The 13,953-nt window shown below is 72.4% G+C and carries 13 protein-coding genes; 8 read left to right on the top strand and 5 right to left on the bottom strand.

Features of this window, described 5'->3' with window-relative positions; genetic code table 11:
- Positions 1–130: 130 nt before the first annotated feature.
- Entirely contained in the window at positions 131–868 is a 738-nt protein-coding gene (locus tag Q8791_RS24070) for an HAD family hydrolase (protein ID WP_330094066.1), read from the top strand.
- Positions 865–1,641, top strand: a complete 777-nt coding sequence (locus Q8791_RS24065; RefSeq protein ID WP_330094065.1) for an NUDIX hydrolase — start codon at positions 865–867, stop codon at positions 1,639–1,641. The genes Q8791_RS24070 and Q8791_RS24065 overlap by 4 nt, the downstream gene beginning before the upstream one ends.
- A gap of 58 nt (positions 1,642–1,699) precedes the next feature.
- Here Q8791_RS24065 and Q8791_RS24060 read toward each other — a convergent pair whose 3' ends face one another.
- Both Q8791_RS24060 and Q8791_RS24055 read right to left on the bottom strand, forming a co-directional pair.
- Complete coding sequence (locus Q8791_RS24060) at positions 1,700–2,965, bottom strand: APC family permease (protein WP_330094064.1); 1,266 nt, start codon at positions 2,963–2,965, stop codon at positions 1,700–1,702.
- A 343-nt stretch (positions 2,966–3,308) separates the two neighbouring features.
- Positions 3,309–3,815: a dsRBD fold-containing protein gene (locus Q8791_RS24055; protein ID WP_330094063.1), complete on the bottom strand. Its 507-nt coding sequence runs from the start codon at positions 3,813–3,815 to the stop codon at positions 3,309–3,311.
- Positions 3,816–3,955: 140 nt separating this feature from the next.
- Here Q8791_RS24055 and Q8791_RS24050 point away from each other — a divergent pair, with 140 nt between their 5' ends.
- The 4 genes from Q8791_RS24050 to Q8791_RS24035 all read left to right on the top strand — a co-directional run bounded on the left by Q8791_RS24050 (position 3,956) and on the right by Q8791_RS24035 (position 7,914).
- Positions 3,956–4,606 carry a class I SAM-dependent methyltransferase gene (locus Q8791_RS24050; RefSeq protein WP_330094062.1) on the top strand — a complete coding sequence of 217 codons (651 nt, stop codon included), beginning with the start codon at positions 3,956–3,958 and terminating at the stop codon, positions 4,604–4,606.
- Between the two features lie 122 nt (positions 4,607–4,728).
- Positions 4,729–5,289, top strand: a complete 561-nt coding sequence (locus tag Q8791_RS24045; RefSeq protein ID WP_330094061.1) for a TrmH family RNA methyltransferase — start codon at positions 4,729–4,731, stop codon at positions 5,287–5,289.
- 235 nt (positions 5,290–5,524) lie between these two features.
- Positions 5,525–6,907 carry a hemolysin family protein gene (locus tag Q8791_RS24040; protein WP_330094060.1) on the top strand — a complete coding sequence of 461 codons (1,383 nt, stop codon included), beginning with the start codon at positions 5,525–5,527 and terminating at the stop codon, positions 6,905–6,907.
- On the top strand, positions 6,904–7,914 hold the full coding sequence (locus Q8791_RS24035; RefSeq protein ID WP_330094059.1) for a hemolysin family protein: 1,011 nt from the start codon (positions 6,904–6,906) through the stop codon (positions 7,912–7,914). Before Q8791_RS24040 ends, Q8791_RS24035 begins: the two co-directional genes overlap by 4 nt.
- A 169-nt stretch (positions 7,915–8,083) precedes the next feature.
- Here the strand turns inward: Q8791_RS24035 and Q8791_RS24030 are convergent, their stop codons facing one another.
- From Q8791_RS24030 to amaB, 3 genes are all read right to left on the bottom strand, one after another.
- The gene (locus Q8791_RS24030) at positions 8,084–8,512 is read right to left on the bottom strand and encodes an organic hydroperoxide resistance protein (protein WP_330094058.1); all 429 of its coding nucleotides are present in this window, start codon (positions 8,510–8,512) and stop codon (positions 8,084–8,086) included.
- Between the two features lie 47 nt (positions 8,513–8,559).
- Positions 8,560–9,066 (bottom strand): MarR family winged helix-turn-helix transcriptional regulator, encoded by a 507-nt coding sequence (locus tag Q8791_RS24025; RefSeq protein ID WP_330094057.1) that lies wholly within the window; start codon positions 9,064–9,066, stop codon positions 8,560–8,562.
- Between the two features lie 145 nt (positions 9,067–9,211).
- Positions 9,212–10,759: an L-piperidine-6-carboxylate dehydrogenase gene (gene amaB, locus Q8791_RS24020; protein WP_330094056.1), complete on the bottom strand. Its 1,548-nt coding sequence runs from the start codon at positions 10,757–10,759 to the stop codon at positions 9,212–9,214.
- Between the two features lie 202 nt (positions 10,760–10,961).
- Here amaB and Q8791_RS24015 point away from each other — a divergent pair, with 202 nt between their 5' ends.
- Both Q8791_RS24015 and Q8791_RS24010 read left to right on the top strand, forming a co-directional pair.
- Positions 10,962–12,053 (top strand): pyroglutamyl peptidase, encoded by a 1,092-nt coding sequence (locus Q8791_RS24015; protein ID WP_330094055.1) that lies wholly within the window; start codon positions 10,962–10,964, stop codon positions 12,051–12,053.
- A 153-nt stretch (positions 12,054–12,206) separates the two neighbouring features.
- Positions 12,207–13,895 carry a polysaccharide deacetylase family protein gene (locus tag Q8791_RS24010; protein WP_330094054.1) on the top strand — a complete coding sequence of 563 codons (1,689 nt, stop codon included), beginning with the start codon at positions 12,207–12,209 and terminating at the stop codon, positions 13,893–13,895.
- Positions 13,896–13,953 lie beyond the last annotated feature (58 nt).

The following is a 13,953-nucleotide window of genomic DNA, read 5'->3' as shown; positions in this document are numbered from 1 at the left end:
TGCGGAAACACGTCGGACACAGCGCGTTCAGTGACGTTGACCACATCCCTTTAGGTGGGGTTTACACCATTTGCGTCATGTCCAGGGGTTAGCGTTGGCATGTTTTGTCAGGCCACCCTGTTGAGGAACGATGCCGAACATACCCGCACCGACCGCCATCTGCTTCGATCTGGACGACACCCTCATCGACGACGCCGGGGCGTCGTCCCAGGGGCTGCGCGCGGTCATGGAGCGGCTCGGCCACCCGGACTTCGGCGCGGCCCGCGCCCTGTGGGACGTGCAGACCGAGATCTCCTTCGCCGCCTTCCTGCGGGGAAACCTCACCCTGGAGCAGCAGCGCCGCGAGCGAATCCGCGCCCTGGCCGTCCAGGCCGGGCACGCCGACATCGCCGACCAGCACTGCGACGACCTCTACCGGCTCTACCTGGAGGCGCACCGCTCCGCCTGGCGGGTCTTCCCCGACACCATCCCGGCCCTCAACGCCCTGACGTCGGCCGGCTACCGCCTCGCCCTGCTCACGAACGGGGCCGAGGCCCTCCAGCACGCCAAGCTGCAGGCCCTGGAGCTGACCCCCTACTTCCACGCCGTCGTGTGCGCGGACACCGCGGGGGCGGGCAAGCCCGACCCGCGCATCTTCCACATGACCGCCCAGCGCCTGGGCGTGGACCCCGCCGCCTGCTGGCACGTCGGCGACCAGATCCAGTCCGACGGTGTCGGCGCGGTCGCCTCGCGGATGCGCCCGGTACTGATCGACCGCCACGGCCGGCAGCGCTTGGAGGGCCTGACCACCATCAGCGGCCTCGACGAACTGCTGCGCATGGTCGGGCTCGGCGTCCCCGGTCTGGCCCCGGCCGCGGGGTCCCTGTGACCGCAGTCCCCCCGGACAGACCGGCGCGGCGCGTCACCGCGCACCTGGTCACCACAGGCCCCTCCGGGCCGACCGTGCTCGGCGCGCGGGTGCTGTTCGGACAGGACCCCGCGGACGTGGTCCGCGACCTGGGCGGACTCTCCCCCCACACGCCCCTGAAGGCGGTGGACGTGCTGACGGAGCTTCTGGAGGCACCCGACGGCACCCCGCTGCACGTGGACCGCGTGGTCTTCGCCGAGGCCGGCACCGCGACCGCCCGGCCGCCCGCCGCGCAGGGCGGGCTGACGCCCTCGGCCGCCGACCTGCTGGCCGAGGAGGAGTTCCCCGAGGACTCCCGCCCCCGGCTGCGCCGGTTCGCCTCGTACGGGATCGTCACCGACCCGGCCGGGCGCGTCCTGCTCAGCCGGATCGCCGAGGGGTTCCCCGCCGCCGGAACCTGGCACCTGCCGGGCGGGGGCGTCGACGCGGGCGAGGACGCGCGCACGGCGCTGCGGCGCGAGGTGGCCGAGGAGACCGGCCAGGACGGGGAGGTCGGCGCGCTGATCACCGCTGCCAGCCACCACCGCGTGCCGCCGTCGGGCTACGAGATCTACGCGGTGTGGGCGTTCTTCCGCGTGTACGTCGCGAACCCGGGCCCGGCCCGGGTCATGGAGGAGAACGGCTCGACCTCCGACTGCGGCTGGTTCGGGCCCGAGGAGGTGGCCGGGCTGACCCTGTCGACGACCGCCCGCAGAGGGCTCGCCTACATGGTCGGGCCGGACGGCGACGCGTAGGCGGCCCCTGACCGCTCCGCCGTCACGGCGGACTCCGCGGGGCCGTCCGGGAGGCCGGTCAGCGCTGCGCGATCCGCTCGCGCAGCCACCACACGCCCGCGCCGAGCGCCAGGACCGCCATGCCGGTGATGACGGCCGGCAGCGGCAGGCTGCACGCGAGTACCACGCACCCCACCAGTCCGGTCAGGGGCACCAGCAGCGGCGGCCGGGTCTCGTCCGGCCCCAGCCTCAGCGCGGAGGCGTTGGTGATGGCGTAGTACACCAGCACGCCGAACGCGGAGAAGGCGATCGCGCCCCGCAGGTCGGTGGCCAGGACCAGGACGACGACCACGGCCGCGACGGCGGCCTCCGCCCGGTGCGGCACCCCGTGGCGCTCGTGGACCGCGGCGAGGGACCGGGGCAGGTGGCCGTCGGAGGCCATCGCGGCGGTGGTCCGCGAGACCCCCAGGATGAGGGAGAGCAGTGCGCCCAGACTGGCCACGGCGGCTCCCACCGCCACGACCGGCACCATCCACGGGAACCCGGCGACCAGGACGGCGTCGATCATCGGCGCGGTGCTGGTGGTGAGGCGTTCCCGCCCCAGCACGATCAGCAGGCCGGTGCCCACGACCAGGTAGAGCGCCAGCACGCCGCCCAGGGACAGGAGGATGGCGCGCGGGATGGTGGTACCGGGGTCGCGGACCTCGCCCCCCAGCGTCGCCACCCGCGCGTACCCCGCGAACGCGAAGAAGATCATCCCCGCCGCGCCCAGCACGCCGAAGGAGCCCGGCCAGGGGCCCAGGCCGTCGACCTCGGCGACGGCCGCGAGGCGCCCGCTCAGGAGCATCGTGACGACCACGGCGGCCAGGACGGCCAGGACCACGCCCAGCAGGACCTTGATCACCAGGGTCGAACGTCTCAGGCCCCTGTAGTTGAGCGCCGTGAGCGCCACCACGGCCGCCACCGCCAGCGGTTTCTCCCATCCGGGCAGCACGTAGGCGGCGAAGGTCAGCGCCATCGCGGCGCACGAGGCGACCTTGCCGACGACGAAGGACCAGCCCGCCAGGTAGCCCCACAGCTCGCCCAGGCGCTCGCGCCCGTAGACGTAGGCGCCGCCGGACTGGGGGTGGCGGGCCGCGAGCCTGGCGGAGGAGACCGCGTTGCAGTAGGCGACGGTGCCCGCGATGAGGATGGCCACGGGCAGCCAGGCCCCGGCGCCCAGGGCCGCGGGGGCGAAGACGGAGAACACGCCCGCTCCGAGCATCGAGGCCGCACCGATGGCGACGGCGTCGACGGTACCGAGGACCCTGGCGGGTCTGGCCTGGGGCCCGGAAGAGGTGGTCAACGGGGTCTCCTTGCGTGAGTACTCCCGGCTCGCGCCGGGTGGCAACGCGCTTCTCCCCGGAGTTCCTCCGGCAAAAGCACAGCGGTACCTCGGAACGCGACGTCGGGGCCTGTGCTGCTCGGGTGCTCCCCCGCCCCTCGTGCTCCGTTCCCTGGTGGACACGGCGAAGTCCCAGCCCGTGGGGGCTGGGACGTCCCCCCGCCGAGGGGGCGGGAGTCGTGCCCGACTTCCGAGTGTGCCCGATGCCGGTGACCACCGGGTGCAAACCTCCTGTTGCGGAGGTGGCCGGTTCCGGACCCTCAGGCGCCCCGGGCGGACGAACGGCGGCTGTGCGCCGGGGGCGTCAGGTGGGACGCCACGGGGTCCCGGTGTTGTCGGTGATGTCCTCCGCCGCGACCTGCCGGAGCTGGCGCGAGAGGTCGGACAGGGCACGCGAGACCGCGAGCTCCTCACCGATCTCCGGCATGTCCAGGTCCGTGGGGTGCTTGCGCGCCATCCCGTGGCCGCGCAGCGCCGTGCCGTCGTCGGCGACCAGCCCCACCTCGGCCCAGGTGCGCGCCGCCTCTCCCTCGGCCTCCTCCGAGACGACGACGTCGACGTTCCACCGCTTCATCGTGTGCATGGGATCCGCCCCCTCCGTTTCCGCGCCCGTACCGCGGCGCGGGTGCTCGATGTGGGCGTCCGGGCCCGGGTAGACCAGGACGTCGTGCTCGATCTCGGCGTCCAGCCAGCGCACCTGGTACGGGGGCGCTCCGCCGTCCCCCCGGATCCTGGTGACGACGCCCGTCCTGCGGTGGGCGTCGTCGCGCGGGCTCTCGACCACCAGTCGGTCTCCTACCTCTGCTCGCATGGGATACCCCACAAACCTCGGATACCTCCATCTTCCGCACTCCCCCGGGTGAGGTCGCCGGGGTTGGGGATTTCGTTCCCGTGAGGGGATGAGGTTTTTGCCCGGGAGCGGCGCGGCGTCGGCCCTGGTAGCGTCACGGCGTGGCCAAGCACTACTTCGACTCCGACCCCGACGCCGCCAGCCGGCCCTCCACCGCCGACCTGGTCCTGCCGGACCTGCACCTGCGCCTGAACACCGACCGGGGCGTGTTCTCCCCCGACAAGGTCGACCTCGGCACCAGGGTGCTGTTGGAGACGGTTCCGGCCCCACCGCCGGACGGCCGCCTCCTCGACCTGGGATGCGGCTACGGGCCCGTCGCCCTGACGATGGCCTCCCGCGCCCCGGGGGCGGCCGTGCTGGGCGTGGACGTCAACGCCCGCGCCGTGGGCCTGGCCCGGCGCAACGCCTCCGAGCACGGTCTGGACAACGCCCGGTTCGCGGTCATCTCCCCCGAGGGCGACCCGGCGGACGAGCCGGACGGGGCTCCGGCGCCCTCGGCCGAGGACCTGCTCGGCCCCTTCGACGCGCTGTGGTCCAATCCGCCGATCCGGGTGGGCAAGGGCGTGCTCCACGCGATGCTCCGCACCTGGGTCAACCGGTTGACCCCCGACGGGGTGGCCCATCTCGTGGTGCAGCGCCACCTGGGTTCCGACTCGCTCCAGAAGTGGCTGGACGCCGAGGGGCTGCCCGCCGAGAGGGTGGCCTCCCGCGCCGGATTCCGGGTTCTGGCAGTGCGCCGTTCGGGCGACTGAGAGACGTTTTGCCTGGATGTGTCACGGGTCATGCGTGCGCACCGGCCCGCTGACCGGTAGCCTGTTGCGAACATCCGCACTCCGGGGCCACCCGGGTACACCCGCTGAGGAACACACCGCAGTTGAGCACGCAGTTGCGCCCCACCGACGTCAAACGCCTGAACCGCGAATGGCGCCGACGCACCGAGGGGCGACTCGCCCTCATCGTCGAATCCGTCACCCAGCCCTTCAACCTGGGATCGATCCTGCGCACCTGCGCGACCTTCGGGGTGGACCAGCTCTGGCTCACGGGCAACAGCGCGGACCCCGATGACCCCAAGGTCGGCAAGACCGCCCTGGGCACCGCGGCGAAGGTGAGCCACACCCGCCTCGCCTCCACCGCCGAGGCCCTGGCCGCGGCGCGCACCGACGGGTACAAGGTCGTGGCCCTCGAACTGGCCCGGGGCGCGGTGCCGCTGCACGCCGCCCCGCTGGAGCCGGACGTGTGCCTGGCCGTCGGAGCCGAGGACCACGGCTGCTCCCCCGCCCTTTTGGCGGGCGCGGACGCCGTCACCTACATTCCCCAGATCGGGCGGGTGGGATCGTTGAACGTGGCCGTCGCCACCTCGATCGCCCTCGCCGAGGCCCGCCGTCGCGAGTGGGCCTCCTTCGGCGAAGGGGCCGACGCTCCCGTCGGGAGCTGAGCACCGGGAACTTTCCGGGCGACCTCTTCGTCATTTCCATCGCAGTACCAACACCAGTCACACACTCAACGCGTGTCAACGCAGAGAGAGGAACAGTGGACCCGTCTCGAAGTACCAGCAGCATCCCTCACGGATGCTGTGACCCAGACCTCGACGAGCCTCCTTCTCCGAAGGGTGCGCACCCTCGTAGCAACCAGGATCCGACCACGAGCCGGAACCAGGCGGTGCGTGCCCGATGATGAGCACAGTACTCAGTATCGCCTTCGGATTCCTGGTGGTCTTCCTGATCACCGTGGCGACGGGCTACTTCGTCGCCCAGGAGTTCGGCTACATGGCCGTGGACCGCTCGCGACTGCGAGCCAGGGCCGCGGCAGGTGACGCGGGGGCCAAACGGGCCCTGGGCATCACCAACCGCACGTCGTTCATGCTCTCCGGCGCCCAGCTGGGCATCACCGTGACCGCCCTTCTGGTGGGTTACGTGGCCGAGCCCATGATCGGCCAGGGCATCGGTGAACTCCTCGGCGGCATCGGAGTCCCCTCGGGGACCGGCGTCGCCGTCGGAACGGTTCTCGCCCTTCTCTTCTCCACCGTGATCCAGATGGTCTTCGGTGAGCTCTTCCCCAAGAACCTGGCGATCGCCCGGCCCGAGCCCGTGGCCCGCTGGCTGGCACTGTCCACGGGGATCTACCTGAGGATCTTCGGACCGGTCATCTGGCTCTTCGACCAGGCCGCGATCCTGCTGCTGAAGGCCGTGCGCATCGAGCCGGTGGAGGACGTCCAGCACGCGGCGACCGCCCGTGACCTGGAGAGCATCATCGCCGAGTCCCGGGAGAGCGGGGACCTGCCCGCCGAGCTGTCCACCCTGCTGGACCGGACCCTGGACTTCCACGACCGCACCGCCGGGCACGCGATGATCCCGCGTCCCGAGGTGACCACCGTGGAGGAGGGCGACCCGGTCAGCCGGGTCGTCGAGCTGATGGCCTCCGACCACTCCCGTTTCCCGGTCCTGGGCGACGGGGTGGACGACATCGTGGGCGTCATCTGCCTGCGTGACGTGCTCGCACTGGGTGACCGCGACCTGTCGAACGTGAAGGTCAGCGAGGTGGCCCGGGAGACCGTGATGGTTCCCGCGTCCCTGCCGCTGCCCGTGCTGCTGGACCAGCTGCGCGAGGCCGGCGAGGAGTTCGCCTGCGTCGTGGACGAGTACGGCGGTCTGGCGGGCGTCATCACGACCGAGGACCTGGCCGAGGAGCTGGTCGGCGAGATCGCCGACGAGCACACCCCGGACGAGGAGTCGCCGTCCGACCTGGACGGCGAGGGCTCCTACCTGGTCCCCGGCGCGCTGCACATCGACGAGGTCGAGCGGCTGATCGGACACGACCTGCCCGAGGGCGACTACGAGACCATCGGCGGTCTGGTCATCCACGAGCTGCACCGGCTGCCCGAGGCGGGCGACCGGGTGGACATCGCCCTGCCCCGTCCGCCCAGCGCCCATGACGGCGATCCCGACATGGCGCTGACCCTGATCGTGAACACCGTGCAGAGGCACGTTCCGCACACCGTGGAGCTGCGTCTGCGCGAAGCCGCTGAGAACGGCGCCGAGGAGGTGCGCGCATGAGCGACATGAACGTGTGGGTGGCCCTGGCCGTGACCGCGGTCATCATCGCGCTGAGCGCGTTCTTCGTGGCCATCGAGTTCGCCCTGGTGGCGGCCCGCCGGTACCGGTTGGAGGAGGCCGCGGAGACCAGCGCCTCGGCGCGGGCCGCGCTCAAGAGCGCCCGCGACCTGTCGCTGCTGCTGGCCGGATCGCAGCTGGGCATCACGCTGTGCGCCCTGGCGCTGGGTGCGATCTCCAAGCCCGCGGTCCACCACCTGCTGGAGCCGCTGTTCGGCGGCCTGCCGAGCACGGTGGCGTACGTGGTCTCGTTCGTGGTGTCGCTGGTCGTCGTGACCTTCCTGCACCTGGTGGTGGGTGAGATGGCGCCCAAGTCCTGGGCGATCTCGCACCCGGAGAAGTCGGCCATCATGCTCGCCCTGCCGATGCGGGCGTTCATGTGGTTCACCCGTCCGGCGCTGCTGATGCTGAACGGCATGGCCAACTGGTGCCTGCACCGCCTGGGCGTGGAGGCCGTGGACGAGATGTCCTCGGGCCACAACCCGGACGACGTGCGGGAGCTGGTGGAGCACTCCGCCAAGGCGGGCGCCCTGGACGCCGAGCGGCGCGACCAGCTGGCCACCGCCCTGGAGGTCAACTCCCGTCCGCTGAGCGAGATCGTCACCCGGCGCGAGGAGATCGCCTCGGTCGCCCCCTCCCACGGGGTCGAGGAGATCAAGCAGGTGTCGCGCGAGTCCACCCACCTGAGGCTGGTGGTGATGGACGGGGAGGAGCCCGTGGGCGTCCTGCACGTGCGCGAGGCCCTGACAAGCCCGGTCGGGACGACCGCCGCGGATCTCATGCGCCCGGTGCTCACACTGCCCTCCAGCACGCCGATGTACGCGGCGATGAGCATCATGCGGGAGAGCCGCAGCCACCTGTCCCTGGTGGAGGTGGACGGCGAGGTGATCGGCCTGGTCACGCTCCAGGACATCCTGGACCGTCTGCTGCTGCTGGAGACGGCCGCCTGACGGCGGTGTGACCGGCACGGGGCCGGGAGGGTCGTCCGACCCTCCCGGCCCCTTCGTCTCGGGCCGCCCTGCGGGACGGGGGTCCGCGCCGGAGGGCTCCGCGCCGGCCCCCGCCGACGCAGGAGGGGGAGGGCGCCGTGTGCGCTCTCCCCCTCTCCGCTGGTCGTTCCTAGGCGGTCTTGACCGACAGGTTGACCTCGATGTTGCCGCGCGTGGCGCGGGAGTAGGGGCACATCTGGTGGGCGGCCTCGACCAGCTCCTCGGCCTTGGCCTGGTCCACGCCCGGAATGGTGACGGTGAGGTCCACGGCGATGTCCAGGCCCTCCTCGGACTTGCCGAGCGTGACCTGGGCGTCGACCGACGAGCCCTCGACGTCGGCCTTGGCCTGGCGTGCGACGCCCTTGAGCGCACCGTGGAAGCAGGCGCCGTAGCCGACGGCGAAGAGCTGCTCGGGGTTGGTGCCGGGGCCGTCGTCGCCGCCCACGCCCTTGGGCACGGACAGGTCGACCGCGAGGCGGCCGTCGTCGGTCTTGCCGCTGCCCTTGCGGCCCTCGCCGGTGACGGTGGCGTTGGCGGTGTACATGGCCTTGTATGCCATTGATGCCTCTCTCTCGGCCCCGCTCGCGCGGGGCCCGTGGTGGGGTTCTACTGGTTCGGTGCGGGGGTTCCGGCCGTGTCGGCGGTGTCGCACGAGGCGTGCCTGCGGGCGGTGGTCTCCACCGAGAGCGTGAGCCGGCCGAGCGCGTCCCGCAGGTCCCGGGCCGCGGTGGCGGTCAGGTCCGTGGCGCAGACCAGTCGGCCGGGGATGTCCGTGGCCCGGTCGCGAAGGCCCAGGCCCTCGGCGGTGGCGGTGACGCGGACGACGCGCTCGTCGCTGGTGCTGCGCTCCCGGGTCAGCAGGCCCGAGGTCTCCAGCCGGCGCAGCAGGGGGGAGAGCGTGCCCGAGTCCAGGTGCAGGGCGCGGCTGAGCTCCTTGACCGTGAGCGTTCCTCGTTCCCACAGGACGAGCATCACCAGGTACTGGGGATAGGTGAGCTCCAGCTCCCCCAGCAGCTCCCGGTACAGCCCGGTCAGGGCCCGGGAGGCGGTGTAGAGGGAGAAGCACAGCTGGTTGTCCAGCGCGAGGGGGTCGCCCTCGTCGGGATCTGCCACGGTGTTCCCTCCTGCCGCGAGCGGGGCCCGCCTGCGCGGGCTCCGGAGTCACCACCGTAGCAGCATTCAGTTGTGTACAACATGGTTGCCTACAACTTTTTCAGCGAGGGTGCCCGCGCCCGGACCGGGCGCGGGCACCGCCGCGTCACAGGAAGCGGACCCCCTGGGCCAGGGGCAGCCCACCGCCGTAGTTCACGGTGTTCGTCGCCCTGCGCATGTACGCCTTCCAGGAGTCCGACCCCGACTCGCGCCCGCCGCCCGTGTCCTTCTCGCCGCCGAAGGCCCCGCCGATCTCCGCCCCGGACGTGCCGATGTTGACGTTGACGATCCCGCAGTCCGAGCCCGCCGCCGACAGGAACCGCTCGGCCTCCGCCTGGTCCTGGGTGAAGATCGCCGACGACAGCCCCTGGGGCACCCCGTTGTGCAGCTCCACCGCCTCCTCCAGCGTGCGGTATCCCAGCACGTACAGGATCGGCGCGAAGGTCTCCTCCCGCACCACCTCGGTCTGCCCCGGCATACGGACCACGGCGGGCTCCACGTAGTAGGCGTCCGCGGCCGACTCCTCCCACCAGCGGGCGCCGCCCACCAGCACCTCGCCGCCGTCGGCCCGCGCCCGCGCCAGCGCGGCCCCCATCGCCGTGTGTGCGCGCTCGCCGACCAGGGGTCCCACCAGGGTCGACTCCTCGAACGGGTCCCCGATCCGGTCGCGCAGCTGCTTGTAGGCGTCCACGATCCGCCGGGCGACCTCGTCGGCCACGTCCTCGTGCACGATGAGGCGGCGCAGGCTCGTACAGCGCTGTCCCGCCGTCCCGGCGGCGGCGAACACGCTCCCGCGCACCACCAGGTCCAGGTCCGCGGACGGGGCGACCACGGCCGCGTTGTTGCCGCCCAGCTCCAGCAGGTAGCGGCCCATCCGCGCGGCCACACGCGGGGCGACGGCACGGCCCATCGCCGTCGAACCGGTCGCCGACAGCAGCGCCACCCGGGGGTCCTCCACCAGGGCCTCGCCGACCTCGCGGTCGCCCAGGACCAGCCGGTGGACGTCGGCGGGCGCGCCGACGTCCTCCGCCGCCCTCATGAGGAGCCCGTGGCAGGCGAGCGCGGTGAGGGGGGTCAGCTCCGAGGGCTTCCACACCACCGTGTCGCCGCACACCAGCGCCACGCACGTGTTCCACGACCACACGGCCACCGGGAAGTTGAACGCCGTGATCACTCCGACCACGCCCAGGGGGTGCCAGGTCTCCATGAGGCGGTGGCCGGGCCGCTCGGAGGGCATGGTGCGGCCGTACAGCTGCCGGGACAGGCCCACGGCCAGGTCGCAGATGTCGATCATCTCCTGGACCTCGCCCAGGGCCTCGGAGTGGATCTTGCCCGCCTCGATGGTCACCAGCGCGGCCAGGTCCTCCTTGTGCTCGCGCAGGAGCTCACCGAACCGGTGGACGAGCCGCCCCCGCACGGGCGCGGGGGTGTCCCGCCACGCGGACGTGAAGGTGTCGTGGGCGGCGGTGACGGCCCGCTCGGCGGAGGCCGCGGTGTCGAACTCGACGGGGAAGAGGATCTGCCCGGTGATCGGCGTCCTCGCCACCCCGGCGGCCCCGATCGGCTCGCGCAGTCGGCCGACGCCGCACCGTCCCAGAGCGGTCCTCGCGCGCTCGGCGAGGTGCTCGGTGTCGGGGAGGGCGGAAGTGTCCATGTGTTTCTCTCTCCGTTGAGAGGGGCCTGCGGTCACTACACACCCTGCCAAGTCCGAGCCGCCCGGTCCAGCCCCCGTGTCTCGTTCCGGGACGCGCCGCACTCCCCTGCCGCGGCGGGGTTTGCGCGACGTTAGACTCGGCTGGCTCCACCACCGCGATCCCCGTGGCCGACAGCCCGACCTATCGACAGACTGCGACTCCGTGCACCACGACACCACGCCCGAAGAGGACCGCGCCGGACTCCCCGTTCCCCGCCGCATCCTGGCCCGTTCCGGGTTCGGCGCCGCCGAACCCCTGTTCAGCGCAGACCTGCGCGCGGCCACCGACCTGACCCGGGCCCGCGAGGCGGTCTCCGCGCACGCCTCCCGCCTGTGGACCGAGGCGACCCGCACCGACGTCGACGGCTCCGACGACCGCCCCCCGTACTGGGCCAGGCTGGTCCTCGCCGCCCGTCTGCGCACCTGGAAGCCGGAGTTCGCCCTGTCCGACGCCGAGCGCGCGGACCTGCTGCACCTGCTGGAGACCGGCTCGCGTGGGATCACCGACCTCGACTTCCCGCCGGGCGACCGGTGGATCCGGATCGTGGCGACCGGCTTCGACCCCTTCCGGCTGGACGAGGACCCCGGGTGCTCCAACCCCTCCGGGGCCGCGGCGCTGGACCTCAACGGGTGGACCTTCCCCGTGGGCGAGCGGACCGCGGTGGTGCGCACCGCCGTGTTCCCGGTGCGGTGGGCGGACTTCGACGCCGGCCTGGTGGAGGAGGCCCTGGCCCCCCAGCACGGGCGCGCCGACGCGGTGGTCACCCTCAGCCGGGGGCGCCCGGGCCGGTTCGACCTGGAGGAGTGGAACGGGATCTGGCGCGGAGGCGGCCCGGACAACGTCCGCGAGGTGCGCTCCGGCCGGGCGCCGGTCCCCGGGGCCGACGCGCCGGAGTGGACGCGTTCGTCGCTCCCCGGCGCACGGATCATCGAGGCGACCTCCGGGAGCCCGTACCCGGTGGCCGTCAACACCGTGGTGACGGAGGTGCCCGCCGGGGCCGACGAGCAGAGGGAGCGGCCGGACGGCCCCGGCGAGGGGTCCTCGGCGCGGCGCGGCAGCGGCGGGAACTACCTGTCCAACGAGATCGCCTACCGCAACACCCTGCTGCGGGACCGCTCAGGCTGGGAGGTTCCGGCCGGGCACGTCCACCTGCCCAAGGTGGAGGACCCGGGCGAGAACGCCGCGGTCCTGGCCCAGGTCCGCGAGATCGTGCGCGCCGTGGCCGAGGTCGCGGGGACTGCCCCGGTGGCCTGAGGGGGTCGAGGGGCCGGACAACGGGGCCGTGGGGGGTCATTCCCCCCACGCCGGGCCCGGGGAGTGCATCGAAAGAGCCAAGTCACTACCCAGAGTATCCAAGTAGTCGCACTGAGTTTCAATCTCGCCTCGGTGCTCCGATATGGTCCCCTCGTGCCTGTCACTTCACTGCGACGAAATCTCTCTGTCAGCGCCGCCCTGAGCCTGCTCCTGGTATCGGGCTGCCATGCCGCGGACCAGGAACTCCCGTACGCGGAGGCGGTCCGCACACCGGTCGACGAGATGCACGGTCTGGAGGCGGAGACCCTGTCGGTGACCACTGACCACAGCGTGGTGAGTTACCGGTATCCGCTGATGGGCGGCGCGCCCGCGCTCATGACCGAACTCCGCACCTCCATGGCCGAGCGCCAGACCGCCTTCCTGGAGGACCTTCCCGAGAGGGGGACCCCGGAACTGAGCCAGGACGTGGCGGTTCTGGCCGCCTCCCCCGACATCCTCGGGCTACGACTCACCGCGGCCACCTCCGCGGGGACCAGCGACACCTTCGACGCCCGAAGCCTGTGGTACGACGTGGCGACGGAGAGCGTCCTTCCCTGGACCTCTCTCTTCCGCGACGAGGCCGCCATCGAACAGGCGCACCTGGAGGTCGCCGGGATCCTGGAGGCGGAGTACCAGCTCCCCGTCCAGGAGATGCCGGGCCTGGTCGGCGAGGTCGCCGCACGGGCGCAGGCCGCGGAGGAGGGGGAGGGCGGGAGCGACACCGCCGCGGCCGACGGCGCCGCGTCCTCCGAAGCCGGGGACGCCCGGGCCGAACCGCACGGCGGGCAGGGCGGGGGCGGCGAGCCGCTGGACCTGGCCGACCCGGAGCAGGCTCTGGAGGCCGCCGAGCGCTGGGGGGGCTCCCCGCTCGAGGACCTGGCGTTCAGCACCGCAGGCGGCCTGGCCGTGCACATGGCGGCGGCCGACGTGCCGGGGGCGGGCAGCGTCGACGAGGTGATGCTCCCGGTCGAGCCGGAGAAGTCCGAGAACCTGCTGTCCGAGCTGGGCTTCCACGCCCGCGAGGCCGCACTGGGCGGCAACTCCGCGGACGAGGAGTTCCCGCTGGGCGGCGCACTGAGCGCCGACGCCGGCGCCCTGGACTGCGAAAGGCTCAAGTGCGTGGCGCTGACCTTCGACGACGGCCCGGGCGAGCACACCGACGAACTCCTGGACATGCTCGCCGAGTACGACGCGCGCGCCACCTTCTACGTCCTGGGATCCCTGGTGAACGAGTCCCCCGAACCCGTGGCGCGCATGGCCGCGGAGGGGCACGAGCTCGGCAACCACACATGGAAGCACGACGACCTCGCGGGGCTGTCCGCCGAGGCCGTCAAGAGCGACATCGAACGCACCAACAAGGCGGTGCACGACGTGATCGGTTCCAACCCTCCGACCATCCGGCCGCCCTACGGGTCGCTCAACGAGACGGTGCGCGGGGCGGTCGAGCAGCCGCTCATCCTGTGGGACGTGGACACCATGGACTGGCAGAGCCGCGACACCGGAGCCATCAGCGAACACGCCCTGACCAACTCCGTGCCCGGCAGTGTCGTGCTGTTCCACGACATCCACGAGACGTCGGTGCAGGCCATCCCCGACGTCCTGGCGGGGTTGCACCGGGAGGGCTACCACTTCGTGACGGTCACCGACATCTTCGGCACCGGCGCGCTCACCGGGGGCGAGGTGTACACCGACGCCCAGCCCGTCGGCCAGGGCGACGAGGACGGGGACGACGGAGAGGGCGAAGGCGGCGAAGAGAGCGAAGGCGGCCAGGAGGAGGACGAGGGACGGGGCTACGGGGACTGATCCCCGCGGCCGTCCGACGGACCGGCTCGCCGACCCTCGCGTGGTCGGCGGGCCGGTC

Origin of the sequence: Nocardiopsis codii, from assembly GCF_036327455.1 — a bacterium.
GTDB lineage: Bacteria > Actinomycetota > Actinomycetes > Streptosporangiales > Streptosporangiaceae > Nocardiopsis > Nocardiopsis codii.
The sequence above is the reverse complement of the archived record's forward strand: the minus strand, read 5'-3'. Positions and strand labels throughout refer to the sequence as shown.

What these genes read in the sequence shown, in the direction of transcription:
- Q8791_RS24070 (WP_330094066.1), top strand. Translation starts at nt 131, where the DNA reads ATGCCGAACATACCCGCACCGACCGCCATCTGCTTCGATCTGGACGAC.
- Q8791_RS24055 (WP_330094063.1), bottom strand. Translation starts at nt 3,815, where the DNA reads ATGCGAGCAGAGGTAGGAGACCGACTGGTGGTCGAGAGCCCGCGCGAC.
- Q8791_RS24040 (WP_330094060.1), top strand. Translation starts at nt 5,525, where the DNA reads ATGATGAGCACAGTACTCAGTATCGCCTTCGGATTCCTGGTGGTCTTC.
- Q8791_RS24035 (WP_330094059.1), top strand. Translation starts at nt 6,904, where the DNA reads ATGAGCGACATGAACGTGTGGGTGGCCCTGGCCGTGACCGCGGTCATC.
- Q8791_RS24030 (WP_330094058.1), bottom strand. Translation starts at nt 8,512, where the DNA reads ATGGCATACAAGGCCATGTACACCGCCAACGCCACCGTCACCGGCGAG.
- amaB (WP_330094056.1), bottom strand. Translation starts at nt 10,759, where the DNA reads ATGGACACTTCCGCCCTCCCCGACACCGAGCACCTCGCCGAGCGCGCG.